Annotated in this window: 24 protein-coding genes; 18 read left to right on the top strand and 6 right to left on the bottom strand. The window is 71.7% G+C overall.

The features are described 5' to 3' along the window. Positions 1-111 precede the first annotated feature (111 nt). Positions 112-1662: an FUSC family protein gene (locus ACZ4TO_RS00950; RefSeq protein ID WP_468023764.1), complete on the bottom strand. Its 1551-nt coding sequence runs from the start codon at positions 1660-1662 to the stop codon at positions 112-114. A gap of 171 nt (positions 1663-1833) precedes the next feature. On the opposite strand from ACZ4TO_RS00950, the gene ACZ4TO_RS00945 reads away from it, so the two are divergent. Together ACZ4TO_RS00945 and ACZ4TO_RS00940 are read left to right on the top strand one after the other, a co-directional pair. Continuing rightward, positions 1834-2337, top strand: a complete 504-nt coding sequence (locus ACZ4TO_RS00945; protein ID WP_382784393.1) for a MarR family winged helix-turn-helix transcriptional regulator — start codon at positions 1834-1836, stop codon at positions 2335-2337. Between the two features lie 11 nt (positions 2338-2348). Beyond that, positions 2349-3665 carry an alpha-amylase family glycosyl hydrolase gene (locus ACZ4TO_RS00940; RefSeq protein ID WP_468023012.1) on the top strand — a complete coding sequence of 439 codons (1317 nt, stop codon included), beginning with the start codon at positions 2349-2351 and terminating at the stop codon, positions 3663-3665. A gap of 262 nt (positions 3666-3927) precedes the next feature. Here the strand turns inward: ACZ4TO_RS00940 and ACZ4TO_RS00935 are convergent, their stop codons facing one another. Next, positions 3928-4542, bottom strand: a complete 615-nt coding sequence (locus tag ACZ4TO_RS00935; RefSeq protein WP_382784398.1) for a helix-turn-helix domain-containing protein — start codon at positions 4540-4542, stop codon at positions 3928-3930. 440 nt (positions 4543-4982) lie between these two features. On the opposite strand from ACZ4TO_RS00935, the gene ACZ4TO_RS00930 reads away from it, so the two are divergent. From ACZ4TO_RS00930 to ACZ4TO_RS00855, 16 genes are all read left to right on the top strand, one after another. After that, positions 4983-5252, top strand: a complete 270-nt coding sequence (locus tag ACZ4TO_RS00930) for a phosphopantetheine-binding protein (protein ID WP_468023011.1) — start codon at positions 4983-4985, stop codon at positions 5250-5252. After that, a complete protein-coding gene (locus ACZ4TO_RS00925) occupies positions 5245-6012 on the top strand; it encodes an SDR family NAD(P)-dependent oxidoreductase (RefSeq protein ID WP_385037204.1) in 768 nt (255 codons plus the stop codon). Before ACZ4TO_RS00930 ends, ACZ4TO_RS00925 begins: the two co-directional genes overlap by 8 nt. Positions 6013-6037: 25 nt before the next feature. Further along, positions 6038-6511 carry a MaoC family dehydratase gene (locus ACZ4TO_RS00920; protein WP_382784404.1) on the top strand — a complete coding sequence of 158 codons (474 nt, stop codon included), beginning with the start codon at positions 6038-6040 and terminating at the stop codon, positions 6509-6511. Then, entirely contained in the window at positions 6511-7317 is an 807-nt protein-coding gene (locus tag ACZ4TO_RS00915) for an SDR family NAD(P)-dependent oxidoreductase (RefSeq protein ID WP_328444547.1), read from the top strand. Before ACZ4TO_RS00920 ends, ACZ4TO_RS00915 begins: the two co-directional genes overlap by 1 nt. Next, on the top strand, positions 7307-8668 hold the full coding sequence (locus tag ACZ4TO_RS00910; protein ID WP_468023010.1) for a beta-ketoacyl synthase N-terminal-like domain-containing protein: 1362 nt from the start codon (positions 7307-7309) through the stop codon (positions 8666-8668). The genes ACZ4TO_RS00915 and ACZ4TO_RS00910 overlap by 11 nt, the downstream gene beginning before the upstream one ends. Next, the gene (locus ACZ4TO_RS00905; RefSeq protein WP_382784410.1) at positions 8665-9978 is read left to right on the top strand and encodes a beta-ketoacyl-[acyl-carrier-protein] synthase family protein; all 1314 of its coding nucleotides are present in this window, start codon (positions 8665-8667) and stop codon (positions 9976-9978) included. Before ACZ4TO_RS00910 ends, ACZ4TO_RS00905 begins: the two co-directional genes overlap by 4 nt. After that, positions 9975-10697 (top strand): alpha/beta hydrolase, encoded by a 723-nt coding sequence (locus tag ACZ4TO_RS00900; protein ID WP_382784413.1) that lies wholly within the window; start codon positions 9975-9977, stop codon positions 10695-10697. The genes ACZ4TO_RS00905 and ACZ4TO_RS00900 overlap by 4 nt, the downstream gene beginning before the upstream one ends. A gap of 264 nt (positions 10698-10961) precedes the next feature. Continuing rightward, entirely contained in the window at positions 10962-11963 is a 1002-nt protein-coding gene (locus ACZ4TO_RS00895) for an ACP S-malonyltransferase (RefSeq protein WP_468023009.1), read from the top strand. 554 nt (positions 11964-12517) lie between these two features. Next, positions 12518-12745 carry a DUF397 domain-containing protein gene (locus ACZ4TO_RS00890; protein ID WP_382784418.1) on the top strand — a complete coding sequence of 76 codons (228 nt, stop codon included), beginning with the start codon at positions 12518-12520 and terminating at the stop codon, positions 12743-12745. Between the two features lie 81 nt (positions 12746-12826). Next, a complete protein-coding gene (locus ACZ4TO_RS00885; protein WP_468023008.1) occupies positions 12827-13630 on the top strand; it encodes an SAM-dependent methyltransferase in 804 nt (267 codons plus the stop codon). A 219-nt stretch (positions 13631-13849) separates the two neighbouring features. Then, positions 13850-15895, top strand: a complete 2046-nt coding sequence (locus tag ACZ4TO_RS00880; RefSeq protein ID WP_468023007.1) for an FHA domain-containing protein — start codon at positions 13850-13852, stop codon at positions 15893-15895. A gap of 135 nt (positions 15896-16030) precedes the next feature. Next, positions 16031-16642, top strand: a complete 612-nt coding sequence (locus ACZ4TO_RS00875; protein WP_468023006.1) for a TetR/AcrR family transcriptional regulator — start codon at positions 16031-16033, stop codon at positions 16640-16642. 158 nt (positions 16643-16800) lie between these two features. After that, positions 16801-17781, top strand: coding sequence for a patatin-like phospholipase family protein (locus ACZ4TO_RS00870; protein ID WP_382784429.1), 981 nt, complete (start codon positions 16801-16803; stop codon positions 17779-17781). A gap of 461 nt (positions 17782-18242) precedes the next feature. Continuing rightward, positions 18243-18986, top strand: coding sequence for a class I SAM-dependent methyltransferase (locus tag ACZ4TO_RS00865; RefSeq protein ID WP_385037235.1), 744 nt, complete (start codon positions 18243-18245; stop codon positions 18984-18986). Between the two features lie 289 nt (positions 18987-19275). Beyond that, a complete protein-coding gene (locus ACZ4TO_RS00860; RefSeq protein WP_468023763.1) occupies positions 19276-19926 on the top strand; it encodes a hypothetical protein in 651 nt (216 codons plus the stop codon). Positions 19927-20154: 228 nt separating this feature from the next. Beyond that, on the top strand, positions 20155-20880 hold the full coding sequence (locus ACZ4TO_RS00855; RefSeq protein ID WP_468023005.1) for a polyamine aminopropyltransferase: 726 nt from the start codon (positions 20155-20157) through the stop codon (positions 20878-20880). A gap of 39 nt (positions 20881-20919) precedes the next feature. Here the strand turns inward: ACZ4TO_RS00855 and ACZ4TO_RS00850 are convergent, their stop codons facing one another. From ACZ4TO_RS00850 to ACZ4TO_RS00835, 4 genes are read right to left on the bottom strand one after another with little or no spacing between them, the layout of a single operon-like run. Beyond that, positions 20920-21816: an STM4011 family radical SAM protein gene (locus tag ACZ4TO_RS00850; protein ID WP_468023004.1), complete on the bottom strand. Its 897-nt coding sequence runs from the start codon at positions 21814-21816 to the stop codon at positions 20920-20922. Positions 21817-21823: 7 nt separating this feature from the next. Continuing rightward, positions 21824-23179: an STM4012 family radical SAM protein gene (locus ACZ4TO_RS00845; protein ID WP_468023003.1), complete on the bottom strand. Its 1356-nt coding sequence runs from the start codon at positions 23177-23179 to the stop codon at positions 21824-21826. Further along, entirely contained in the window at positions 23176-23982 is an 807-nt protein-coding gene (locus tag ACZ4TO_RS00840; protein WP_385038276.1) for an STM4013/SEN3800 family hydrolase, read from the bottom strand. The genes ACZ4TO_RS00845 and ACZ4TO_RS00840 overlap by 4 nt, the downstream gene beginning before the upstream one ends. Before the next feature lie 58 nt (positions 23983-24040). After that, positions 24041-25204: an STM4014 family protein gene (locus ACZ4TO_RS00835; RefSeq protein ID WP_468023002.1), complete on the bottom strand. Its 1164-nt coding sequence runs from the start codon at positions 25202-25204 to the stop codon at positions 24041-24043. Positions 25205-25233 lie beyond the last annotated feature (29 nt).

Below are 25233 nucleotides of genomic sequence, written 5' to 3'. Positions count from 1 at the left end.
CGGCGCAGAACACGCGGACGAAGTCGCGCTCCCGCACGACCGTGGCCTCCTGGCACTCCACGCAACGGCGGAACGCCGTCCGATGGGTGAGCCCGCCGCCAGGCCTGCCCGTCAGCCGGCCGCGGCCGCCGGTGTCTCGGGCGCGAGGACCGGTGGGGGTCCGAACAGGGAGCTGAGTACGGCGAGTTGGGTGTCGATCGCCTCGAGCGCGGTCAGGGCGGTGGGCACGGAACGGTCGGCGGGAGAGCTCGGCCCGGATGGGGCGAGCCGCTCCCGCGGGGGCGCTTCCGGCGTGGACGGCGGGGTCGGGCGGCGACCGATCGCACGGCGTACGGTCAGGGCGTGCGCCGCGATACCAGCCCGCCGCTCGGTCACGGCGGGGTCGGTGGCCAGCGCGTCGGGGGCTCGTCCGAGGGCGTCGGTGAGCTCGTCGACGGGATCCGCGCAGCGCCGCAGGGCCGTCACGGACCCGAGCGTGACCTGGTCCGGGCGCCGGTGGGCGGACAGGGCGCGGGGGACGGGCACGGCGGCCAGGATCCGCATCGGGGCCGTCACCGTCGCCAACTGCTCGACGCGGTAGGTGAATCGGGCCTGTGCCAGGCGGACGGCCGGGCCGTTCCGCCAGTCCGCCTCCATCAGCTCGCCCAGTCCCGACAGCGCCGCCGCGGTCCGGGCCCGTACCACCGCCTCGGTGCGGATCGGCAGCACGAGCCAGGAAGCCGCCACGCCGAGCACCGCGCCGACCGCGATCCCAGCCAGCCGGGTGTCCAGCAGATCTCCGGGGTTCTGTCCGAACCAGTCGTAGAGCAACGAGAGTACGGCGGTGACGCAGGCCGCCCAGTACGCGTAACTGAGTTCACGCAGCCACGTGGCCACGGCCAGCACGACGAAGATGACGACCACCGCGGTGTCCGACCGTGGCCCGAACCCTCCCGAGACGGCGGTCGCCACCACCGTGCCGGCCGCGGCGCCCAGCGTGCGCCAGGCCCCCTTGACGAGCACGTCGCCGCGGCTGCGCGCACCGCTGCACACCAGGAAGGCCGTGAGGACCACCCACGCCCAGTGGTCCGGCCACAGATCCCGGCCGATGGCGAACGCCGCGGTGAGTGCCGCCGCCATCTGCAGCGCCATCCGGGTGCTCACGCTCGGCCGCCGCCCTGGGGGGCGGGGTGCCGCGGTCACCCTGGCCGAAGGGGGCCGCCTGACGAGACCGGTGCGCTGGGCGGTCCACGTCACGACGGTTCCCCAGACGACCGCCGCCAGCGCCGTCACCGCCGCCCAGGCGGTGCCCTCGTGTCCGCCGGCGGGAACCGTGCCCGCGGGCACCACCAGGACCGCGATCAGCGGCAGAACGACCAGCGTGCCCGCCCGCGTCGCACGGGCGCCGAACCGGCGTACCCAGATCGCCCCGGCGACCCCCACGACGAACGCGGCGTCACCCGCGAGGGGGTGTTCTTGGATCAACGTGCTCAGTTCCGTGCCCGCCGCGGCCGCGCACGGCAGCACGACGCAGGCCACCAGCCGGTCCGTCCGGTCGAAGAGGCGCTGCACGCGGCCGAGCGCCGAGGCGATCACCACCGCCTGCACGACACTGTCCACGCGCAGCCCTGCCTCGTGCTCGACGAGCAGCGCCCAGCCGTACGTGCCGAGCACCGTGGCCATGGCCACGGCCGTCGTCCGCAGGTGCGTCCCTCGTGGATCGAAGCGCAGCGCACGACGCGTCGACCTCGGAAAACTACGCACCACGTAGGATCACCGCCAAGAGAACCGCTGGAACAAGCCATCTGGAGTCGATCACTCCAACAGGATCGTAAGTGATACCTTAGCAATGTGATGGGAGAGCGAACAGAACACGAGGACGCCGGACGATCCCGGTCCGAGGCGCGGGACGGCCGCGCCTCCGCCGAGATCCGCCAGGGCGTCATCCGGCTCGCCCGCAGGCTGAGCGCGGAGCGCCCCGCGGACGGGCTCAGCCTCAACAAGAGCAGCGTGCTCGGCCACCTGCGCCGCAACGGCCCGATGTCGGCCGGCGCGCTGGCCGCCGCGGACCATCAGCAGCCGCAGTCCCTGACCCGGGTCTTCGCGGACCTCGAACAAGAAGGCCTGATCAGCCGCACGCGCGACACGCAGGACGGGCGGCAGCGCGTGGTGGAGCTGACGGAGGCGGGCCGTGCGGCCCTCGCCCGTGACATGGCGCAACGCGACGCCTGGCTCGACATCGCCCTCGTCGAGCTCACCGAGACGGAGCGTCAGGTCCTCCTGCTCGCCGCCCGCCTGATGAACCACCTCGCCGACTCCCCGGCCGCCGTGTCCGGCTCCACGACCCGACCCCACTGACGGAGGCTCCCGTGTCCTGGCCCGACCACGCCATCTGGTGGCACGTCCATCCTCTGAGCTTCCTCGGCGCGGAGCCGGACGCCCTGCCCGCGGACGCGCCCGTGCGGCACCGGCTGCCGGTCCTCGTCGACTGGCTCGACCATCTGATCGGGCTCGGCTGCAACGGCCTCGCCCTGGGCCCGGTCTTCGCCGCCGAGAGCCACGGCTACGACACGACCGACCCCTTCCGTGTCGATCCGCGCCTGGGTACCGAGGCGGACCTGGTCGAACTGATCGACCGCGCCGCGTCGCGCGGGGTCCGCGTCCAGCTCGACGGCGTCTTCAACCACGTCGGCAGGTCCTTCGCGCCCTTCGCCGACGTGGCCCGGCGCGGTGCCGCCTCCCCGTACGCGGACTGGTTCGTCCCCGAGGGTGACGACTTCCGTACCTTCGAGGGGCACCGTCATCTCGTCGCGCTGAACCACGCGGCCCCCGCGGTCGCCGACCATGTCGTCGACGTCCTCGGTCACTGGCTCGACCGGGGCGTCGCCGGCTGGCGGTTGGACGCGGCCTATGCGGTGCCCCGGCCCTTCTGGCGGACCGTCACGGACCGGGTCAGGTCACGTCACCCCGGCGTGTGGTTCAGCGGCGAGGTCATCCACGGCGACTACGCCTCGTACGTCGTCGAGGGCGGACTGGACACCGTGACGCAGTACGAACTGTGGAAGGCGATCTGGAGCTCGCTCAACGACCGCAATCCGCACGAACTGGCCTGGTCGCTCAAGCGTCACAACGCCCTGCTCGACACCTTCGCCCCGCAGACGTTCGTCGGCAATCACGACGTCACCCGCGTCGCCAGCCGGCTGGAGGAACCCCGTCACCTGGCGCACGCGCTCGCCGTGCTCTTCACCGTCGGGGGGACACCCTCCGTCTACGCGGGCGACGAGCGGGCCCGTGAGGGCGTCAAGGAGGACCGGGTGGGCGGGGACGACGCCATCCGTCCCGCGTTCCCCGCCACCCCGGCGGATCTCGGCGCCGAAGGGATGGCCGTGCAGCGGCTTCACCAGACCCTGGTGGGTGTGCGTCGACGCCACCCCTGGCTCGTACGTGCCCAGACCCGGGTCCACACCCTGGACAACACCGTCCTCAGCTACACCCTGGCCGCGCCCGACGCCGGTTCCACTCTGGCCGTCGCCCTGAACTTCGGAGCCGGTCCGGCCACCGCGGGCATTCCGGCCGCCGCGTGGACGTCCGTCGCCGGTGACGCCTCCGTCGATTCCGGAACGGGTACCGTCTCGCTTCCCCCGGCGGGCTGGTTCATCGCCACGACACCGGGAAGCCACAACTGATTCCGGTCCCGGCCGGACGTGATTCCGGGCCGATCGACCCTGATTCCGAGCCGATCGACCCTGATTCGGGGACGGCCGACCCTCGTTTCCCGGAATCGACCATGGCGAGGAATCGAGGGTCGTGCGCCCGTCATGGCAACCGGGCGCACAAAAATCGTCGATGCGTCAAATCCACCCTCTCGAGAAACGCTTCCTCAGTGTCCGCCGTCCCGTGATTTCACCTTGTTGAAATGTTCCCGGCAGTGGATTTCGGACAGATGAATCACGCGGCGTCCGCGCCGAATGCGCGAGCCCACGCATTGCGCCAGAGCGTGAGCCGGCGCCCCTGTTGTCCGCATGCCTGTACATAGGCGACGAGGAGTTCCTCGGACGGCATGCGAAAACCGGCCAGAATGTCCGCGACCGTGCTGCGCGGCAAAGGGCCGGCCCCGAGATCGCGGGCCTTCTTCTCCATTTCACGCAGGGACGGCTGGCCGGCGGCGAGCCGGGCCTGGTGCATCGCTTCGAGGAGGTGGGCCGGGTGGTACACGAGTTCCAGCCTGCGTCCGGCACGTGGCGCGGACTGCACCTCGCGGCCGTCGGGAGTGTGGCCGGATTGCCGCGCCGCCTGCTCCCAGCGCAGCCGGGCCTCGCGCCGGGTCGCCCCGCAGACCTGCGCATACGCCTCCACGACATGGCGGCGGGGCAGGAAGGTGCCACGGTCGGCGCGGGAGAGGGTGACGGCGGAACACGCCGGGTCCGCGATCCGCAGTCCCTCGGTGAGCTCGGCCATCTGTCGGTAGGTGAGTCCGGATCGTTGGCGCAGCGAGCGCAGCCATTGCGCCAGTTCATAACACTGCGCGGATTGCGGGATCGGTGTTCGGCTCCGCCCCACCATTGCCCCCTGGATGTCGAGACTGCCGGACGCGTGACGCGTCCGAGGGTATGTCGATCGACGAAGCCCACTGATTCGGCCGATGCCGGGGCCCGGGCATTGCGTACCACGAGGGGGCCCGTTTTGGTCTTTACTTGGGCTCACATAGATCGACGCTATGGATGGCCTCGACGAAGAGTCAAGATGGCTTTACTTTACTTTACTCTGCATGGGGATCCCTTTCCTTTCGGTGGATTTTTGGTTCATTTTGTCCGAGAAGCGGAGTGATGGGGTCCGTGCGTCGACATGGGGTTTTACGCGAGCGACTCCCGAGCGGCCCAGTGGGTGTCCCGAATCCCGCTGCATAACGGCCTTGCTGGCTCATTCACCGCTCTGGTGACATGGATTTGCCCGACCGGAGGTGCCGGCCGGCCCTGCTCCTGTCACATCTACGGAGGAATGCGATGACCACCGTGTCGAATGCCGCCCAGGTCGAAATCATCGAGCTGCTCAAGGATGTCAAGCCGGGCATAGCCGACCAGACGATCGAGCCCGGACAGTCCGTCGTCGAGGACCTGGGCCTCGACTCGCTCGACCTGCTCCAGCTCGCCCGTCGCATCAACCGGCACTTCGGCGTCGAGTTCGACCTCGACCAGTGGAACGCCGAAGCCGACGAGCACCACCGCAGCATCGCCTCGATCGTGGCCGTCGTGGCCGCCGGCAGTCGTGCCTGAGCCGGCCGCGGCCCCCCGCGTCGCGCTCGTCACGGGCGGATCCCGGGGGATCGGCGCCGCCGTCTCCTACCGCCTGGCCGCCGACGGACTCACCGTGCACCTCGTCTGCCGCAGCGCCCTGGACGCCGGACGCCGTGTGGTCAAGGAGATCGAGGCCGGCGGCGGCCGGGCGGTCCTGCACCAGGCCGACATCGGCGACGAGTCCGACGTCGAGACCCTGGTCGAGCGGGTGACCGCACAGGAGGGCGCCCTGCACGTCCTGGTCAACAACGCGGCCGTGATCGACGACCAGCTCCTCGCCGTGACCCGCACCGACCGCTGGGAGAACGTCCTGCGGACCAATCTCACCGGCCCCTTCCTCACCAGCAGGGCGGTCCTGCCCACGATGCTGGACCAGGGCTGGGGCCGCATCATCAACATCTCCTCCAACTCGGCCCGTACCCCGGGACCGGGACAGAGCGCCTACGCGGCGTCCAAGGGCGGCGTCGAGGCCCTCACCCGCGCCCTGGCCGTCGAGGTCGGACGCAAAGGCATCCGGGTCAACTGCGTGGCGCCCGGCAAGGTCCGCACCGAGATGACCGCGGCCGTCGCCGACCAGCTCGGCTCCGACAGCGACGGCACCCGCTGGGGACTGCCCGAGGACATCAGCGGACTCGTCGCCTTCCTCGCCCGTGACGAGGCGGACTACATCCAGGGCCAGACGTTCACGGTGGACGGCGGCCGCATGGTCATGCGCAGCCCGGGCCGGCGATCCCGGTGAAGCAGGGACGAACGGAGGAACAGCCGTGGGGGCCGTGAAGTACTGGGAGGACCTGGCACAGGCACCGGTGCGCCGGTTCGGACCCGTGGTGTTCGGCGGAGCGCTGCTCGACCAACTCCTCGACCTGATGGGGGAGAAGCACCCGGTGCACGACAGCGACGACTTCGCCCGGGGCACCGACCGCCGGCAGCGCATCGTGCCCGGAGGCTTCATCCACTCCATCACCTCGGGCTGGGTGGTCCAGCACGGCTCCCCGGCCGCCATCGTCGGCCTGCGCAGGCTCAGCTGGGACTTCGTCAGGCCGCTGTACCCCGACACCCCGTTCTGGTTCACCACCGCCACCGACCGGGCCGAGGAGATCGACGACCGGATCGGCCTGGTCGAGACCACACGCCGGGTGTTCGACGAGAACGACCGGACGTACGCCATCGGACGCATGAGCGTCGTCGTGCTGCGGCACGCCGCGCAGCGGACCGCAACCGTGGAAAGGGTTCAGTGATGGACAGTCAGTACCAGCCCCTCAAGGGGCGGGTGGCCCTGGTGACCGGCGGATCGCGCGGCATCGGCGCGGGCATCACCCGTAAACTCGCGGCCTGGGGAGCCACCCTGGCCGTCAACTACGTCGACCGCGAGGGCCCGGCCAAGGAACTCGCCGAAGAACTCGGCGAGCAGGGTACGGAAGTGACCCTGCACCGCGCCGACCTCAGCGAGCCCGCCGAGATCGAGAACCTGATCGCGGAGATCGGCGAGATCCACCAGGACCTGCACATCCTCGTCCAGAACGCGGCCGCCACCAAGTTCGCCCGACTCGCCGAAGCCTCCCTAGGAGACTGGCAGTTCGTGCAGGACACCAACTCCCGGGCCACCTGGCTGCTCGCCAAGCACGCCCTCCCGCTGATGCGTGAGCGCGAGGGCGCCCGTTTCATCACGATCACCAACTCCACGACCACGCGCATCATCCCGCGCGCCGGACTCTTCGCCGCAGCCAAGGCGGGACTCGAGGCGCTGACCGACTACCTCTCCTACGAGCTGGCGCCGTACGGGATCGTCGCCAACTGCGTACGTCCCGGACTCGTCCAGACCGGCGTCTTCAAGGTCCGCCCCGACTTCGCCCACGGCGTCACCAAGGAACTGTCCGTCTCCCCGTGGCCCGGGGACCGGATGACCACACCCGAGAACAGCGCCGACGTGGTCGCCCTGCTGTGCCTGGAGGAGGCGTCCTGGATCGCCGGGCAGACCATCACCGTGGACGGCGGCTACCGCCTGTGGGGCGGCATCAGCGGCGGAGGCCGGCGTGCCGAGTGAGCGATCCGCGGCGGAGAGCGTCGGCGTGCCGAGTGAAGGCTCCGCGGCGGAGGCCGTCGGCGTGACGGGAGAGCACGCCGGCGGGCGGGAACGTCCCGACATCGTGGTCACCGGCATCGGCGTGATCTCCCCGGCGGGCCTCGGCGCGGCCCGGCTGTGGGAGGCCATGGCAGCGGGCAAGACCTTCTTCGACACCGGCGGCCACGACGGGCCCGCCCCCGCGCTGCCGTGGCCGTCCGCCTCGGTCGACACCACCGAGATCACCTGGCCCGCCGGCCGAGACTGGGCCAACGCCGGCAAGTACGCCAACCAGTCGGCCCGTTGGGCCGTCGCAGTGGCCCGCCAGGCGCTGGAGCAGGCCGGGATAACCGGCGACACCGAGGACGTACGCGGCGGCACCGTCATGGCCGTGGGCAGCAGCAGCGACGAACTGAGCGACGTCATCCCGCAACTCGCCTCCCGCTTCCGCGGCGACCCCAGGCCCCTCGCGAAGTTCCTCCACGACGAGGTCCCCGACTACTCCTACATCCGCGGCATCCCCTCCCAGCTCGGCCAGTTCGTCTCCATGGCCAGCGGATTCCGGGGCTCCAACGTCGCCGTCTACGGCGAGGCCGCGGCCGGCGGCACGGGCGCACTGGCCCTGGCCGTACGGCTGTTGGAGAGCGGCGAACTCGACCGGATGCTCGTCGTGGGCGTCGGAGCACCCCTCACGACCACCGCGATGGCCGCCTTCGACCAGGACGAGCCCCTCGGCACACGCGCCACGGCCGGCGCCGGACCCTTCGACGCCGACAGGTCGGGCACCCTGCTCGGCCAGGGGGCCGCCGCCGTCCTCCTGGAGCGCGCCGACACCGCGCGCGGCACGGCCCGCGCCCGGCTCGCCGGCTGCGAGGTCCTGGTCGCCGCCGACATCACGGCCTCCGCGGAACTCGTCGTCGACACCGTTCTCGCCGACGCGGACACCACACCCACCCTCTGGTGGGCACACGGCGCGGGCTCCGACCGCCTCGACCGCGTGGAGACCGGGGCGGTACTGCCCCGCGCGGGCAGCCTGCCCGTCACCGGCTCGAAGGGCACCATCGGCAACGCCTTCGAATGCTCGGCGCTCATCGACACCGCCCTGGTCGTGGAGAGCCTCGGACGCGGCGCGCTTCCCCCCGTGGGCCTGCTGCGCCGCCCCGATCCCGCACTCGGCGGCCTCGACCCGGTGATGGGGGAGACCCGCCCCCTGGGACCGGCGCCGACCGCGCTGATCACCGCGTTCACCCAGGGACACCACGCGACGGCGGCCGGAGCCCTCGTCATCGCATCGACGCACGGGACGGCCGACGACGGGAAGGCACGGACATGAGCGACGACATCGTCATCACCGGCATGGGGGTGATCACCCCCATCGGCGGGGACGTCGAGACGTTCTGGTCGGCCAACCTCGAAGGCCGCTCCGGGGTCGTCCGCGAAGAGCGGATGGACACCACCGGACTGCCCTGCGGCTGGACGGCCGGGCTGATCCCGGAGGACGTCAAGGCGAAGGTCGCCGCCGACTACGGCGCACCCGACCGGTCCTGGGGCGACTCCCTCATGCTCGCCTCGGTGGACCAGGCGCTCGCCGACGCCCGCCTCGGCGAACTGCCCGCCCAGGAGGGGCCGGCCGCACTGGTCTACGCGCGCGTCTGGCCCGGCCCCACCGGCTCCTTCCCGCAGGACTACATCACCCACATGGAAGACCTCGCCGAACGCTACGACCGGATCGGCAACGAACCCTCGGCCGTCCTCGAGTCCCTGCGCGGCAGGCATCTCCCGCCGGAGACACGGGACTTGTCGGCCTATCCGACCGAGATCGCCGACCGCCTCGGCACGGCCGTCGTCCCCGTACGCCTGGAAGCCACCTGCTCAGGCGGCCTGCGCGCCATCGCCGAAGCCGCCCGGCTGCTGCGTTCGGGACGCGCGCGGTACGCGGTGGTCTCGGCGGCCGTCTCGCGCAACACACCGTACGTGCTCTCCCAGTACGGCCAGCTCATGGCGCTCTCCCGCTGGAAGGGCGACCCCGCGCTGGCCTCCATGCCCTTCGACAGACGCCGTACGGGCATGGTCATCAACGAGTCGGCCGGCGCGCTCGTCCTGGAGACCGCCGAGCACGCGGCCCGGCGCGGGATGACACAGTCGTACGCCGTCATCGGCGGCTGGGGCCTCGCCGTGGACACCCGCCACATGACCGCTCCCAGCGTGGACATGATCGAACGCGTCATGCGGACCGCCCTCGAACAGGCCGGAGCGCACCCGGACGACGTCGACACCGTCAACGCCCACGGCACCTCCACCCGCCTCAACGACGTCACCGAGGCCCGCGCGTTGCACCGGCTCTTCGGCGAACGGATGGCCGAACTCGACGTCAGCGCCGTCAAATCGCTGACGGGGCACGGCTCCGCGGCCTCCGGCGTGGTGGAGACGGCGGCGGCCGCCCTCACGATGTGCCGGGGGATCATCCCGCCCGTCACGACCTCCACCGAGCCCGATCCCGCCTGCGCCGTGCGCACCTCCCTCACCCCGGTCCGGCGACCGGTCGACACCGTGCTGAAGAACTCCTTCGGATTCGGCGGCCAGTACGCCTCGATGCTCTTCCGGCGACCGGCCGCGCCACGGCCGGCACCCCAGCCCGCATGAGCACGGTCCACCGGCTGCAGTACGAGACGGAGGAACCCACCCGGCCGCACCGTGCCACCGTCGTGTGGCTGCACGGCATCGGCCAGGCTCCGGGTGATCTGATGGCCGTGACCCAGCGGTTCCGGCTCGCCGAGGCGGGCGTGCGCGGGGTGTTCCCGCGCGCCCCCGTCACGGCTCCCAGCCTGCTGAGCGGGCTGGCGGTGCCGTGCTGGTTCCCGCAGAACCTCCTCGCGATCGACCGGATCGACGTCGAGGGCCTGCTGGCGGCGCACCTGCCGCTCACGACGCTCCTGGACGCGGAGGCCGACCGGATCGGCGCCGGGCGGATCGTGCTCGCCGGCTTCTCCCAGGGGGCCACGGTCGCCCTGACCATGGCCCTCACCTACGCCCGACGGCTGGCGGGCGTGGCCCTGTACGCGCCCTTCATGCCGCCCGACCTGCCCGCGCTGCTCCCGACCGGCCGGCCCGAGCCCGCCAACAGCGGTCTGCCCGTGTGGATCGGACACGGGGCCAGGGACTGGGTCGTCCCCGAACGCAGCGGTGCCGTGCTCAGGGACCTGCTCTCCTCCTGGGGACATCCGGTGACCTGGCAGCGCTATCCCGGCGGGCACGAACCGTTCGCCGGGGTACGGGCCTCGCTGCCCGTCTATCTGAGTCACGTCCTGGACGTCCACGTACCGCAGGCCCCCGGGACGGGCCCGGCGGCACGGGCCCGCTGACCGGGGCTCGGGGACCGGACCGGCGGTGGTTCCCAGCCCGGGATTCACGGGCGCAGCGGCGGCAGGCGCCCGCAGCCCGGGGTTCACGGGCGCAGCGGCGGCGCGCGCCCGCTGAGCGGGGCTCCCGGGCGCACCGGCGGCACGCGCCGCTGACCGGGGCCCCGGCACGCGCCTCGCACCGCCCGGGCTTCCGGAACCGACCTCCCCCTTCCGGTTCCGGAAGTCCGGGCCACCCGCACGTCGACCGGAAAGGCGTCCTCACCGATGGCACAGGAGTCACCCCCGAGCACGGCTCACCGTCCGGAGACCGTGCCGTTCGGCGTCGGTCTGCTCTTCCCCGGGCAGGGAGCCCAGCGCCCCGGCATGGGGGAGCCCTGGCGCGACACCCCGCACTGGAAGGTCGTCACGCGCCTCTCAGAGACCTGCGGACAGGACCTCGGCCGGCTGCTTCTCGACGCCGGAGCCGAGCAGCTGACCCGCACCGACAGTGCCCAGCTCGCCACCTTCACCCTGGAGATGGTGGTGCTCGACGCGCTGCGTACGGCGGTCGGTGACCTGCTGCCCGCGGTGTGCGCCGGACACAGCCTCGGCGAGTACGCGGCCCTGACCGCCGCCGGGGTGCTCGACCCCGAGGACGGCGTCCGCCTGGTCGCCGAACGCGGGGCGGCCATGGAGGAGGCCAACCGGATCACGCCCGGCACCATGGCGGTCCTCGTCGGTCCGGGCATCGTGCCCAGGACGCAGAGGCTCGCCGCCCGGATGCGGTCCCTGCGCCGGGCCCAGGTGTGGGTCGCCAACATCAACGGCGCCGAACAGGTCGTGATCTCCGGCACCGCCGAGGCGGTGGCCGCGCTGGCCGACGAGGCCACGCGCGACGGCGCACGCGCGATCCGCATCCCGGTCGGCGGCGCGTTCCACACCCCCTTGATGGCGCCGGCCGCTCAGCGCCTGTCCGAAGCCGTCGACCGCGCGCCTCTTCACCCGGCGCGCTGCTCGGTGATCGCGAACGTCGACGCCCGCGCCCACCTCCACGATCAGGAGCGATGGCGAGCGAGGATGCTCCGCCAGCTCGTCACGCCCGTGCGCTGGGCCGGCTCCATGCGCACGCTCGCGGCCACGGCCCGCGGCCGTCTCCGCCTCGTCGAGGTCGGCCCCGGCTCCACACTGGCCAACCTCGCCCGCAGGGCCCTGCCCGACGCCGTCCCGGTCCGCTCCGTCGCGACTCCGGCACAGGTGGAGGCCCTCGCCGCCGACTGGTGGCCGTGACCGGGGCATTCGACGCGGAGGCGGACGCCTGCCACGACCACGTCCGTGCTGTGAACTCGTAAAACCGAAAGGGTAGTTCGGGGCGAGGTGAGGTGGCGCGGGGATCACCAAACCTGTCCTTGAGGGGGAAGGTCATGGCAGACTGCTCGGCGTCCAGGGGGTCGATGAGGCGTGAGACGTGAGGGCACCGCGGTCTGCTCCGACCGTGCGCGACGCGGTGCCGGACGTGCCGCCGCGTCAGCGGTGACGCATGAACCGCCGAACCCCCGCGTCTTACAGGTGAGTTGTCGTCGGCGCCGCTCCGCCCGCCCCCGGAGGGGCTCGGCTCCCTTTCCCGCTTCCCGCCCCACATGTCCCGGACACCGTCGGCATCCCACCCGCCTCGACCCCGCCGGTGCGGCGAGGTACGCGACCAAGTCCCCTGTGTCGCACGGGGTTTCGCCGCACCGCGACGAACTCCGCCCGAAGCGCGTGATGTCCGGCGGACGAGTGCCCAAGCCCAGCCACACGACGTACCGGGGAGTCCCTGGTCACGTCCGCAAGGAGACAAGACCATGAAGCACGCCGTGAACGCCGCCGCAGAACTGGGAACCCAGGGGTGGAGCAAGCCTTGGAGCGCCGGCGACGACGGTTGCGTCGAGATCAAGGAACTCGGCGGCGGCGTCGTGGCGGTCAGGCAGGCGACCGACCCGGACGGCCCTGCCCTCATCTGTGCCTCCTCGGTCATCGCCGAGTTCGTCGGCGGTGCCAAGGAGGGACGGGCGGACTTCCTCGTCGCCTGACGCGCGTCCGCCGGACAGCGGTGCCCGGCACCGACCCCACCACCTTCCCCACGATCACGCCCGTAGCGGCGGAGGACCGACGTGACAGACACCGGAACAGGCCCGGACGAGATCGACACCAGCAAGCCCCAGTCGGCGCGCATGTACGACTACTTCCTGGGCGGAAAGGACAACTACCCCGTCGACTGGGAGGCCGCCGAGCAGGTCATCTCCTTCTTCCCCGCGGTCAAGGAAATGGCCCGCACCAACCGGGACTTCATGCACCGGGCCGCCCGGCTGCTGGCGCGCCGGGGAATCCACCAGTTCCTCGACATCGGCACCGGCATCCCGACGGAGCCGAACCTCCACCAGATCGTCCAGGCGATCACCCCCTCCGCGCGCGTGGTGTACGCCGACAACGACCCGATCGTCCTCCGGCACGCCGAGGCCCTGCTGCACAGCGATCCGCAGGGACGCACCGCGTACATCCAGGCCGACGCGCAGGAGCCGGCGAAGATCCTGACGGCGGCGCGGCAGACCCTCGACCTCGACCAGCCGGTCGCCCTGTCGATGGTGGCCCTGCTGCACCTGGTGGGGGACGAGGACGACCCGTACGGCATCGTCGCGGAACTCGTCGACTCCCTCGCTCCCGGAAGCTACTTGGCGCTCTCGCACGCGACGGGGGACTTCGACCCCGAGGCGTGGGAGCGGGTCGTCGAGGTCTACCGCAAGGGCGGGACGACGGCCCAGGTCCGCTCGCGCGAGGAGTTCGCCGGATTCTTCACCGGACTCGAACTGCTCGACCCCGGCATCGAACTCGCCGCCGGGTGGGATCCCGAGGGCCGGCGGGCGCGCACGGGGGGCGAACAGATCCCGTTGTACGTGGGCGTCGCGCGCAAGCCGTAATGCGTCCGGTCCCGGCTTCCGGGGCCGGACGGCCTCTCCCGAAAGGCTCCGGAATCGGGCATGATGGGGCATCCGTACCGGTCAAGCGACCCTACGCCGTTGTCGGACTGAACCGCTCACCGCTCCCGTACGTCGAGTGAACGTCGCCCCGCCCGTCCGTCGCACGCTGCCCGGCCGTGCCCGCCGAGCCGTGTGCGCGGGGGCGCCGCGACAGCAGCAATGTCGTCAACCTGGGGAGGAAATCCAGTGGCGCCGGTGCTTGTTGGACGCGAAGGACTACTGGCCGGAAAACGAATACCGGTGATCGGCACCCGGGTCACGTTCGGACGCAACCCGGAGAACACCGTCGCCCTCTCCAGCCTGAGCGTGTCGCGCTTCCACGCGGAACTCGTCCTGGACGACACCCAGGGCTACGTCCTGCGCGACTGCGGCAGCAGCAACGGCACGCTGGTCAACGGCGAGGAGATCGACTCCCGGCTCCTCCAGCCCGGGGACGACATCACCATCGGCGACCAGGAGTTCCGGTTCGAGGTCGCGGACGCCATGGAGACGATCATGGCGCTCTCCCTGCCCAGGTCGCTGACCCATGGTGACGAGGAGCTGGAACGCGGGCCGGTGCTGCGGGTCACCATCGCGGGCGGAGGCCCCGTCGGCCTGTCCCTCGCCCTGCTCCTGGAGCACTTCCTCGGCGCCCAGGTGGACATCACCGTCTACGACAGCCGGTGGCGCAAGCAGGGCCGCAGGATCGTCTGGAAGGACGCGAGCCAGGGCAACGTACGGCGCCAGCAGGTGGTCACCGTACAGAGCCGCCAGTACCTCAGCCTGCCCGCGGAGGTGCAGGCCCGGCTCTTCGACCCGGACAGCTACACCGAGATGTGGCCGTCGGGCCCCGACTCGATCGGCGACCACCACCCGCGCAACATGCGCATCGCCTATATCGAGGACCGGCTCCTGGAGGCGGCGAACGAGAAGCGGAGCCGCATCCAGCTCGTTCCCGCCCGGTTCAGCGTCGAGGAACAGCGCGACGCGCTGGCCGGGCAGCACGTACTGGCGATCTGCGACGGCGGACGGTCGCACACGCGCGAGCACTTCGCCGCCAAGTTCGGCAAGGCGGACGAATCCATCTACTCGCTGAACGACCGCCATCTCCAGGACGTCGTCCTCGGCCTGCGGGTGAAATCGGCTCTGGCCGACCCCATGGCCGTCCTGCTGACCGTCGGGCAGAACCGGTTCCTGCTCAACTCCCTGCGCGGCGAGGGCTTCCTCAACATGCGCCTGACGGACGCGGAGGCCGCGGAAGTCGTCGGCATCGACCCGGTCCGCCGCGTCTTCGAGGAGTGCATCGCCTCGCGTCCCTGCCTGATGGGGCGCGACGAGCACGGCGACTTCCGGTGCTCCACGCACAGCACCCTGTTCCTGCCGGCCCTCATCAGGGGCTCCGCCCTCTGGAAGCGGGTGGGCGAGGGGCTGCGCCTGTTCGGTGTCGAGCCCGGGGAACTCAGGGCCGTCACGTCGTTCCGGCTGAGCATGGTGCAACGCCCGCGCTTCACCGCCGAGTTGCTGCCGCCGACGGCCAACTCGCCGGGTACGTACGGATTCCTGCTGGGCGACGCGGCCAACGCCATCCACTTCTGGCCGGGCCGGGGCCTCAACAGCGGCCTGGCCTCGGCGATCTCGCTCGCCCGCTCCCTCAACAGCGCCTGGAACGGCAAGCCCTTCCGGGACGCGGACTTCCTGCGCCACGAGGCGGCCATGTCGATGCTCCAGTACCGCCACAAGAGCCGCGCCTGGAAGGCGATGGTGACCACCGACGACAAGGGCGCCACCTGGGCGATCAAGGACATCATCGCGCACGGCATCGACGGGATCATCGAGGACCCGGACCGCGAGGCCGACACCGCGACGCTCCTGGAGCGGCTGCGCGGGATCCGTTCCCGCCTGGCGACCCGCATGTCCGGCATGCCGGACGACGAGGCGATCCTGGAGCGGCTGGGAACCCTGGAGGACAGGACGCTCCGCATGCTGGTGCTCAGCGGCGCGTGGGACACCCTCACCATGGGCGGCGAGGAGGTCGACATCGACATCTTCTACGGCCCGGACTCGGCCGCTGCTGCGGCGGCCGTGGAGGCCCTGGATCCGGCTGCTCCCGCCGACCCGGGCGCTCCCGCAGATCCGGCGGCTCCCTCGGATTCGGCAGGTCCCGCAGATCCGGCGGCTCCCGCGGATCCGAGGGCTCCGTCGGACCCGGCGGTGGCCGCGGGCTGAGGCTCCTGTGCGGGCCGGCCGGTGGGCGTCGGCCCGCTTGCCGTTCGCCGGCCGGCGGACGGCGAAGGTAACGTGGGCGAACAGTCCCATGCCGCCACAGCCCATCAAGGCAAGACCATGCGGGAGTGAACGAGCGTGCCCAGCGAGCGAGAGCGGGGCGTCCCGGTGGTCGGTCGAGCCGCCCAGGCCGCGGCGACGAGACACCAGATCGTCCGGACGGCCCAGCGGTTGTTCGCCGGCCGTGGTTATCAAGCGACCTCCTTGCAGGCGATCGCCGACGAGATGGGCCTGACCAAAGCCGCGGTCTACTACCACTTCCGGACCAAGGCGCAGATCCTCCAGGCCGCGCTCGATCCGACGGTGGAGGAAATGACCGTACTCCTGGACGAGTTGGCGGGAATGCCGTCACGCCGGGAGAGACTGGACGCGTTCGCGGTCGGCTGGGTCGACTTCCTGGTGCGCAACCGCGAACTCGGGACCATGCTCCTGCACGATCCCGAGGTCAGGGCCGCCAGCGTCTACGCCGAGAACGACACGCGCAGGCGGCGGGTCCTGCGGGTGCTGTTCGGCGGCTCGCCCACGCCCGCCGAGCGCATGGCGTACGTGATGTGTCTGTGGATGCTGGAAGGTCTCGAGGAGCTGTCCGACCTCGCGGACGACGATCTGAGGGCCGCCTTGCTGCTGACCGCTCGAGCTCTCCTCGCCGTCCCGGCGGCCCCGGAGATCGCGGGTCCTCAGAGGGCGTAGGGACCCGCGGGCGCTGCGCCGCGAGGCGGCGTCTCGCCGTGCCGTCCCGTTTGGCTAGCCGCTGGCTAGTGAGTGGCTGTTCATTGGTAAAGTGAATGTCCCGCGGGCGGTGTCACACCCGGCGGCCCCCCGAGCTGTCCCCTGGAGACCTGACCGCGATGACGACGACCGCCTCGACCCCTGCCGCCACGCCCGAACCCGAGGAGCCGCACGAGGTCTGGCGTGTGCTCACCGAGCGCGCGCGAACCGGCAGCCAACCCGGCGCGCGCACCGACGGGCACCGGGTCGCGCTGGCCATCGAGGGCGGCGGGATGCGCGGCATCATCGCCGGCGGGATGGCCCTGGCCCTCCACGAGCTGGGACTGACCGACAGCTTCGACGCCGTCTACGGCGCCTCCGCCGGTGCCGCCTCCGCCGCGTGGCTGCTGAGCACGAGCCCGCAGTCGCTGCGCTTCTGGGCGGTTCCCAAGTACGCCAGGACGCTGATCCGGCGCTCCAACCCGCTGCGCGGCAAACCGCTCGTGGACCTGCACGCCTTCTACGAGGTGCTCTACCGCTACGGCGACGAGGACTGCGCGCCGATGGACTTCGACTCCATCCTCGCGAGCGGCATCGAGTACCACCCGCTGGCCACCGACGCCGAGACCGGGGAGTCGACCGACCTGCGGCCCTTCATAGCCGACGCCGCGGAACTGCGCCTCGCGCTGCGGGCCAGTGCCTCCCTGCCCCTCCTGGCGGGCGAGCCGGTGACGCTGCGCGGACGCCGGTTCTACGACGCTGGCGTCTCCGAGTCCATTCCCTACCGGACGGCGCTGGCCCAGGGGGCGACCCACGTCATGGTGCTGCGTTCGCGTCGCGCGACCGACGTCGCGCGGCCGTCGCGCTCCGCCCCGCTCATCGCGAAGACGGTTCTGCGGCGTGAGCCCGCGGCCCTGCGGCAGGTGTTCCTCGACCGCGAGACGCGGCTGGCCGAGGACGACGCCCGTCTGATCGACCACGCGGCCGTCGTCTCGATCCGCCCCGCCCCGGATTCGCCGACCGTCAGTCGTCTGGCACGCGAGGGCGAGCTCCTCGAAACCGCACTGGAAGCGGGCCGCACCGCCGTGCACGACGCCTACGGTCGTCTGTACGGCAGTTAGGCGCCGGTCCTGGAACTCCTGGAGCAGGTTCAGTTCGGGGACGGGCGAGTACGACTCGCTCATACGACTACGACCTCCTGGGCAGCGGGCAGCGGGCAGCGGGCAGCGGGCAGCGGGCAGCGGGCAGCGGGCAGCGGGCAGTGGGCAGGGGGGCGGCAGCTCAGGGGCGGCGAGGTGGCCGTGGTGGTCTGATAGCATTGATCTTGAGCCGATCGGGGGAAGTCACTCCGGTTCGCGATGCGTTGGTGGTCCAAGGAAAGACGCCCCGCTTCCTGCGGGGAAATGCAGGTGCAAGGCCTGCCCGGCGCTCCATGAAGACCCTGTTCCGTTTCTTACGGGACAGGGTCTTCTTCTTGCGCCGGACGCCCTGGTGGAGGCGGCGGCGCCGGCCCCGCTCGGCAAGGTCACCAGTTCCCCGGGAGCGGTCCCCGTGTGGGCGACTTCTTCGCATACTGAGGGGCATGGCCATTTATGACACGCTCGGCGCGACGTACGGCCGGACCCGGCAGCCGGACCCGCGGATCGCCAGACAGGTGCACACCGCGCTCGGAGACGCCAGATCGGTGATCAACATAGGCGCGGGCACCGGTTCCTACGAACCGGAGCAGACGGTGCTCGCCGTCGAGCCCAGCCAGATCATGATCGCCCAGCGACCGCACGGCTCCGCGCCCGCGGTGTGCGCGGTCGCCGAACAGCTTCCGTTGCGCGACGACGCCGCCGACGCCGTCATGGCACTGCTGACCGTCCACCACTGGACCGACCTCGCCGCCGGCATCGCCGAGCTCCGCCGGGTCGCGCGCCGCCGCATCGTCATCCTGACCTGGGACCAGGAGATCTTCCGCGAGAGGTTCTGGCTCGTACGCGAATACCTCCCGCAGGCGGCCGTGTTCGACGACAACCGAGCCGTTCCGATCGCGCGCTTGGAGGCGCTGCTCGGCGGGGCGCGTCTGGAGCACGTTCACGTCCCCCACGACTGCACGGACGGTTTCGGCGCCGCGTTCTGGCGCCGCCCCCACGCCTATCTCGACCCCCAAGTGCGCGCCGGAATCTCCATGTTCGCCCAGACCGGCGAGGACGCCCTGGCTCCGGGCCTGGCAGCCCTCACCGATGATCTCGCGACAGGCCACTGGCACCGGCGCCAGGCCGATCTCCTCGCGCTCGACACCTTCGACGTCGGCTATCGACTCCTGGTGGCGGACGTCTGATCCTCGCGGGGCACCCCGGCCGGGCACCGCGACGAAACGTCACTGCCCGATGCGCCGCCGCCACGGATCCGCTCTACCTCCTGCTCTATCCATCCCACGTGCCCATGGCCCCGCACCCATCCGGGCCACCGGGCGCGCGGACCCGGCGGGCGGGCGGCAGGGTGATGGTGTCGATGCCGGGGAGCAGCGACGAAGTCGCCGTCCGGACCGTCGCGTCGGTGACCGAGCTCGCCGTCCCGGACTTGAGGCTGGCCTTTGAGTGCGTTCATCAGGAGGTTTCGTGCACGACATGCCGCTCCTCAAGAGCGTCGGCGAACTGCTGCGCCGACGACACGGTTCCGCGAGCCGCGAGTCCCGGCCGGCGTTGCCCGACGGGTTCACCCTGGACAGCGCGCAGGTCAGTGCGTTCGCCGCGGGGACGCTCGACGCCGAGGGCGAGGCCGCTCTGGCCGACGACATCGCCCGGATGCTTCCTCACCACTGGGATCTCCCCACCAAGTCGGTGGAGGCGCTGACCCCGGTCGTCGACCACCTCGGGGGCCAGCAGCAGTTGATGGCCTGGCTGGACCGGCACCCCGGGCGCCCGCGGCTGATCGCGCGGATCTACGTCCTTCTCGGCCATCTCGACCAGTACAGCGAGGACCCCGCGGTGCTCGAGGCCGTGCGGCACGCCCGAGCCCAGGACCCCTTCCCCGTCGCTCTGCGCGGCTATCTGACACCGGATACGAACGCCGAAACCCTGGGCAGCCTCGCCTTCAGGGTCGAGGAGCTCCTCGGCGACGACCGCGTGGACGATGCTGTGGCACTCGCTCTGGCGATCGCCGACTGGCTGCACGGCGCGGCGGAGAAGGCCGAGTCTCCTAGTGCCGATGTCCGCGAGATGGGTGAACTCATGGGCCATCTGCACCGGGACATCAGCGAGGCCGCCGCGCGGTCCTGAGGGGGGAGGGCGCACGAAGGGGGTGTCGCCACCCGACTCGATCCGGTGCCGTACCACCGTTTGGCCACCTGTCCGCGGGGTTCCCGTGTCAAGATCCTCCACAGCGTCGGGCCCGAGCCGGACGGTGCGGTGTACCCGTTGCGCCGCAGCGCCACGGTCGGGGCGCCCGGTGCCGGTGGCCGTCCCCCGCCCGCGGGGGTGGGGCGAGGCCGGGGAGAAGGGCATCGGATGAGCGCGCGTTTCGAGGAGATCGACTGGCAGCCGACGGCCATGGGCGACATCAGCCTGCGCCGACGGCGGGACCCGCTCTCGGGCGACGACGTGTACGAGGTGAAGCTCGGCGACGAGTACCTGATGTCCAGTCTCTTCACCACGGGGGAGATCGAGCTGGCCCGGCTCGGTCTGGCGGAACTCTCCGGGGGCCCGCTCGACGTCGTCGTGGGCGGACTCGGACTCGGGTACACGGCCAGGACGGCGCTGGACGATCCGCGCGTGCGCTCGCTCATCGTCGTCGACACCCTGGCCGAAGTGATCGACTGGCACCGGCGCGGCCTCGTGCCTCTCGGCACCGGCCTGGCGTCCGACCCCCGGTGCCGGCTCCTGCGGGGAGACTTCTTCGCGATGACGACCGGCACCCCCCGAGGCCTCGACCCCGACACCCCCGGCCGCCGGTTCCACGCGATCCTTCTGGACGTCGACCACTCGCCGCGCCATGTGCTGCACCCCGACCACGCCGAGCTCTACACACGAGCCGGTCTGACGGCTCTGACCGAATTGCTCCATCCCGGCGGTGTGTTCGCGCTCTGGTCGAACGACCCGCCGGACGACGCCTTCGGCTCCCTGCTCGCGGAGGTTTTCACCGACACCGCGGCCCACGTCGTGGACTTCGACAACCCGCTCCAGGGCGGGACCGCCGCCAACACCGTCTACGTCGCCCGACGCCGCGACGCCTGACGCCACCCGACAGGACGGCCGCCCCCGCGCGCCCGGCACTCAGACCGAGCCGGCCGCTGGGACCACGGGAAGCAGCGCGCGGCCCGCGTCCGGCGGCATCCGCGGGACGCGTTCCAGGACGCCGCCCGCGAAGACGTCGTACAGCGGCAGCGTCTCCAGATGTACGTAGCCGATGTGGCAGTCGCACAGGGCCAGGGGGCAGGGGCGCGGGGCGAGCGCGGCTCGGTACGAGTCGTCGTACAGCCGGCCCAGTTCGGTGCGGACGAAGTGGCACCGGCTCACCCTCCCCTCGCCGTCCACCGAGATGACCGACTCTCCGGTGCGGCAGGGCAGTCCCGCCGACCGGTGCGGATGGCGGCTGAAGGGGAACAGCGGATCGAGCGCGGTCCACTCGGCCGCCTGCTCGTCCGTGTAGGTGTGTCCTTCGGCGGCGTTCACCCACAGATACACATGCTCCGGGAGTTCCGCGCGCAGGCGGCGCGCGGGTTCCCGGTGCTCGGGCAGGCCGACGACGCCGACACTGAACCGGACGCCCAGCTCGCCGAGCTGACGCGTCTTGGCGACGAACCGCTCGTGCGGTGTCTGCCCCGGGTGGTACGTGCACCACAAGGCAACCGTGTCCCGGTCCGCCGCCTCCAGCCAGTCGGTGCGGCAACTGAGGTTCGTCTGGATGGCCACCCGCTTGACGTGGGACTGGTGCGACAGGTCCACGAGGGCGCGGCGGTACCAGGAGCGCACCAGCCCCTCGCCCCACGGGGTGAAGAGCACCGACAGCCGGTCCTCGCGCTGCTCGCCCGCCCACGCGGTGAACCGCTCAAGGGCCGCGCGGTCGGCGCGTAGCTGCGCGGTGCTGTCGCGGCGCTTCGCGAACGGGCAGTACGGACAGTCGTAGTCGCAGGAGGCGAGCGGGCCTCGGTACAGGATCGTCAGGTCCACCGGAGCCTCACTTCGTCTCGTAGGCGGCCATGGCGTCCCGAACGGCCGGGGAGAAGAACTCGGGGCCTATCGCGTCGGAGTGGGCGAGCCCTTCCGCGGAGAGACGGAGCCGGTCCTCGTCCTGGCGCGCGAGCCAACCCCGCGCGGCGAGGGTGCCGATCTCGGACGGGAAGTCCTCGTACGGCTCCGATCCGAAGCGCAGCCGGTAGTCCGCCACGGGCAGGCCCTCCGCCTGGAGGAGCGACTGGAGAAGGTGCCGGCGCCGTGCCTCGTCCTCGTCGACACGGCGGCCGTGCAGCGCGTGCGAGAAGTCCTCGGTGGCGGTGTAGTCGTCGATGATGCCGCGGATCTCCCGCATCGACACGGCGTAGTCGAAGGAGTAGTGCAGCGTGGAGGTGTACGAGCGGGCACCGCAGCCCAGGCCGATCATGCCGTCGGTCTGGCAGGCGTAGTCGTCGGGTCCCTGCGGAGGGGCGTCCGCCCGCCGGAACATGCGCATCGACACCTGCTCGTAGCCGTGGGCCAGCAGGTGGTCGCGACCCTCCCGGTACCGGCGCAGCCGCTGCTCGTCCCACTCCAGGTCGGCCGTCCGCGCGTCGGAGTGCCGGCCGAGGCCGGTGAGCGGCCGGATGTACAGGGGGTAGAGGTAGATCTCCTCGGGCCGCCAGGCCAGGGCCGCGTCCAGCGAGTGGCGCCAACTGGCCGCGGTCTGGCCGTCGATGCCGTAGATCAGGTCGATGTTGAGGACGGGCACGGCCGCCTCGCGGATCCGCGCGAGCGCCGCCTCCACGTCGGCGCGGCGCTGCGGTCGAACGGCCGCCCGGGACTCCTCCTCGACGAAGCTCTGCACCCCGAGGCTGAGCCGGGTGGTGCCCCGCTCGACCAGGACCGCCAGCCGGTCGGCCGTGGCGGTGGCGGGCGAGGCCTCCACGGACAGCGGGATCGCCCGGAGATCGGCGCCCATCTCCTGCTCGGCGATGTCGCACAGCCGCTCCAGTTCGGCGGCCTCCAGGAACGTCGGTGTGCCGCCCCCGAACGCGGCGTTGGCGAACCGAGGGGTCTCCTCGTCGCCCAGCGCCTCGCACATCGCGGCGGCCTGGCGCCGCACCGCGTCCAGATAGCGTCCCGTCAGGTCGCCGGGAGCCCCGATCCGCGTGAACAGATTGCAGAAGCCGCACCGGACCTCGCAGAACGGGATGTGCAGATACAGCGAGAGCGACCGCCGGGACTCGCCGGCCCACAACTCCCTGAGCGCGGGGCGCGGGGTGAGCGGCCGGTAGGCGGTCTTGTGGGGATAGGCGTACGTGTAGCTCTGGTACGGGCGCGGCAGGCCGGCCGGGGCGGCCACGGGGGCGAGCGTCATACGGTCGGCTCCAGGAAGAAGTGGCGGTAGGGCACGGTCCACACGCTGTCGTGGCCGAGACGATGGCCCGTGTAGCCGTCGTCTCCATAAGCGGTGCCGTGGTCGGAGCAGACGATGGCGAAGCAGCGGCGGCGCGAGCTCATCGCGCGGAACAGCCGGCCGACATGGGCGTCGACGTACTCGAGGGCGGCCGCGTGGGTGACCCGGCTGTCGCCGGCCTCACGGGTGGCACCGGGCAGGTGGAACCAGTTCGGCTGGTGGAGCGCCGAGGCGTTCAGGAACAGGAAGAGCCGCTGCTCGGCCGGGAGTTCGGCCACGACCTTCTCGGCCCGCGTCACCTGGTCCTCGAACGAGGTGGGCGACGCCACCCCGAACTCCGGCTCCCAGTGGCTCTCCTGGAAGAGCCCGGGCAGTACGCCGCCGAGGGCGCCCTGCTTGTTGAAGAAGCCCACGCCCCCGACGCACACCGTGCGATAGCCGTGCGCGGCGAGGCCGGACACCAGGTCCGGGGTGTCGAAGACGAACGTGCGGTCCGCCGTCGTCTCGCTGCCCGCGAACCGGGCCGCGAACAGCCGGGGGTGCGGGCCCGGAGCGGCCGGGGTGGGCAGGAAACCCGCGAACATGGCCTGGTGGGAGGCGTACGTGAAGTTCCCCGGCGCGTGCCGTCGCTCCCAGGTGCCACCGGGCAGATGGGCGGTCAGGTTCGGCAGGCGGCCGGCCGCGGCGAGTTCGACGGCCACGTCGTGGCGCAGCGTGTCGAGGGTGAGCAGGAGCAGGTCGTCGCGTCCCACCACCTCGTTCATGTCCGGCGTCCCGTCCGGCGCGGGGGCGGAGGGCGTCATGGCCGGTGTGCGGTCGGGATCAGGCTGAGGCATGTGCTGTCCTGGCGGGAGTGTCGAGCGGAAGCGCGGGTCGTACGGGGAAGTGGTCGGGGGAGCGGGAACGGACCGCCGCGACCTGAGCCGCGTAGGTGTCCAGGCCTTCCGCGCCGCTGCCCGGCAGACCCGTCAGACGGGGGAGCAGGTCTCCGAAGGCGTTGACCTCCCCCACGGCGAACCGGCGCCAGCCCACCGCGGGCAGCAGATCGACGCCCACGCACAGGGTGCCGGGGAAGCAGGCGGCGGCCCGTTCGCTGACGGAGAGGGCCTCCGCCCACCGGTCGCCGGCCAGGGCGCGCACGGCCGCGAGATCGCCGCGGGCGCCGCCCAGATGCAGATTGGTCAGGGGAGAGCGGCTCGTGCGGACCACGGCGTGGGTCGCGCGGCCGGCCACGACCACGATCCGCAGGTCGGCCGACCTGCCGCCGAGCGACGCCTTCGGCAGCCAGCGCTCGATGTGCAGTCCGTCGGGCGCCAGCGCGTCCACGATCGCCGCGATCCGCGCCTCTTCGGCGTAGCGGCGGATCCGCAGCGAGTTGTGGAGATCGCCGTCAGCCGTGCGCTCGACCGAGGTGGTGGCCCGGATCCGGCCGCCCGCGGTCGTCTCCACGGCCAGCACACCCGACGCCGACGAGCCGTGCGCGAGCTTGACGAACACCCGCCTCAACGAGGCCTCCGCCATGAGGTCCCGGACGGCGGTCCAGTCCTCCACGGTCCGACGAGCCCCCGAGGTCGGGGACTGAGGCACCGGAACACCCGCCGCGTCGAGCCGGGCGTGGCACAGCCTCTTGTCGAAGAGCACGGCCAGATCCGCCGGGTCGTCGAGCCGACGGCCCCCGCGCAGCGAGGCCACACCCTCCAGGAATCCCGCGTACCAGCGCGCGGAACCCTCCACCCTGGTCGGCTCGTCCACGCCGCGCAACAACCGGTCCACCTCGGCGTTCTCGCCGGGGGAGTCCAGCCGGACGACCTCGTCGTCCGCGAAGTCGTGCCCGCCGTCGCGCAGGACGTCCCGCCACTCGACCACGCGAAAAGAGCCGTGGCCCGCCTTCCCGGCCGCCGCCCTGAACAGGTCGACCCGGCGGTTCTCCCCGTTCGCGACCACCGCCCACCTCACCGGCGCGCCCCACCGCCCCAACCCGCCCATCCCGCCTCCTCGTTCTCGCTGCCGGACCG

The sequence above is a fragment of the Streptomyces sp. NPDC028298 genome (assembly GCF_055565895.1).
This window is presented reverse-complemented; position numbering and strand designations above follow the sequence as displayed.

What these genes read in the sequence shown, in the direction of transcription:
- ACZ4TO_RS00950 (WP_468023764.1), bottom strand. Translation starts at nt 1,662, where the DNA reads ATGGCCACGGTGCTCGGCACGTACGGCTGGGCGCTGCTCGTCGAGCAC.
- ACZ4TO_RS00945 (WP_382784393.1), top strand. Translation starts at nt 1,834, where the DNA reads ATGGGAGAGCGAACAGAACACGAGGACGCCGGACGATCCCGGTCCGAG.
- ACZ4TO_RS00935 (WP_382784398.1), bottom strand. Translation starts at nt 4,542, where the DNA reads ATGGTGGGGCGGAGCCGAACACCGATCCCGCAATCCGCGCAGTGTTAT.
- ACZ4TO_RS00930 (WP_468023011.1), top strand. Translation starts at nt 4,983, where the DNA reads ATGACCACCGTGTCGAATGCCGCCCAGGTCGAAATCATCGAGCTGCTC.
- ACZ4TO_RS00915 (WP_328444547.1), top strand. Translation starts at nt 6,511, where the DNA reads ATGGACAGTCAGTACCAGCCCCTCAAGGGGCGGGTGGCCCTGGTGACC.
- ACZ4TO_RS00905 (WP_382784410.1), top strand. Translation starts at nt 8,665, where the DNA reads ATGAGCGACGACATCGTCATCACCGGCATGGGGGTGATCACCCCCATC.
- ACZ4TO_RS00900 (WP_382784413.1), top strand. Translation starts at nt 9,975, where the DNA reads ATGAGCACGGTCCACCGGCTGCAGTACGAGACGGAGGAACCCACCCGG.
- ACZ4TO_RS00895 (WP_468023009.1), top strand. Translation starts at nt 10,962, where the DNA reads ATGGCACAGGAGTCACCCCCGAGCACGGCTCACCGTCCGGAGACCGTG.
- ACZ4TO_RS00890 (WP_382784418.1), top strand. Translation starts at nt 12,518, where the DNA reads ATGAAGCACGCCGTGAACGCCGCCGCAGAACTGGGAACCCAGGGGTGG.
- ACZ4TO_RS00880 (WP_468023007.1), top strand. Translation starts at nt 13,850, where the DNA reads ATGTCGTCAACCTGGGGAGGAAATCCAGTGGCGCCGGTGCTTGTTGGA.
- ACZ4TO_RS00870 (WP_382784429.1), top strand. Translation starts at nt 16,801, where the DNA reads ATGACGACGACCGCCTCGACCCCTGCCGCCACGCCCGAACCCGAGGAG.
- ACZ4TO_RS00865 (WP_385037235.1), top strand. Translation starts at nt 18,243, where the DNA reads ATGGCCATTTATGACACGCTCGGCGCGACGTACGGCCGGACCCGGCAG.
- ACZ4TO_RS00860 (WP_468023763.1), top strand. Translation starts at nt 19,276, where the DNA reads ATGCCGCTCCTCAAGAGCGTCGGCGAACTGCTGCGCCGACGACACGGT.
- ACZ4TO_RS00855 (WP_468023005.1), top strand. Translation starts at nt 20,155, where the DNA reads ATGAGCGCGCGTTTCGAGGAGATCGACTGGCAGCCGACGGCCATGGGC.
- ACZ4TO_RS00845 (WP_468023003.1), bottom strand. Translation starts at nt 23,179, where the DNA reads ATGACGCTCGCCCCCGTGGCCGCCCCGGCCGGCCTGCCGCGCCCGTAC.
- ACZ4TO_RS00840 (WP_385038276.1), bottom strand. Translation starts at nt 23,982, where the DNA reads ATGAACGAGGTGGTGGGACGCGACGACCTGCTCCTGCTCACCCTCGAC.
- ACZ4TO_RS00835 (WP_468023002.1), bottom strand. Translation starts at nt 25,204, where the DNA reads ATGGGCGGGTTGGGGCGGTGGGGCGCGCCGGTGAGGTGGGCGGTGGTC.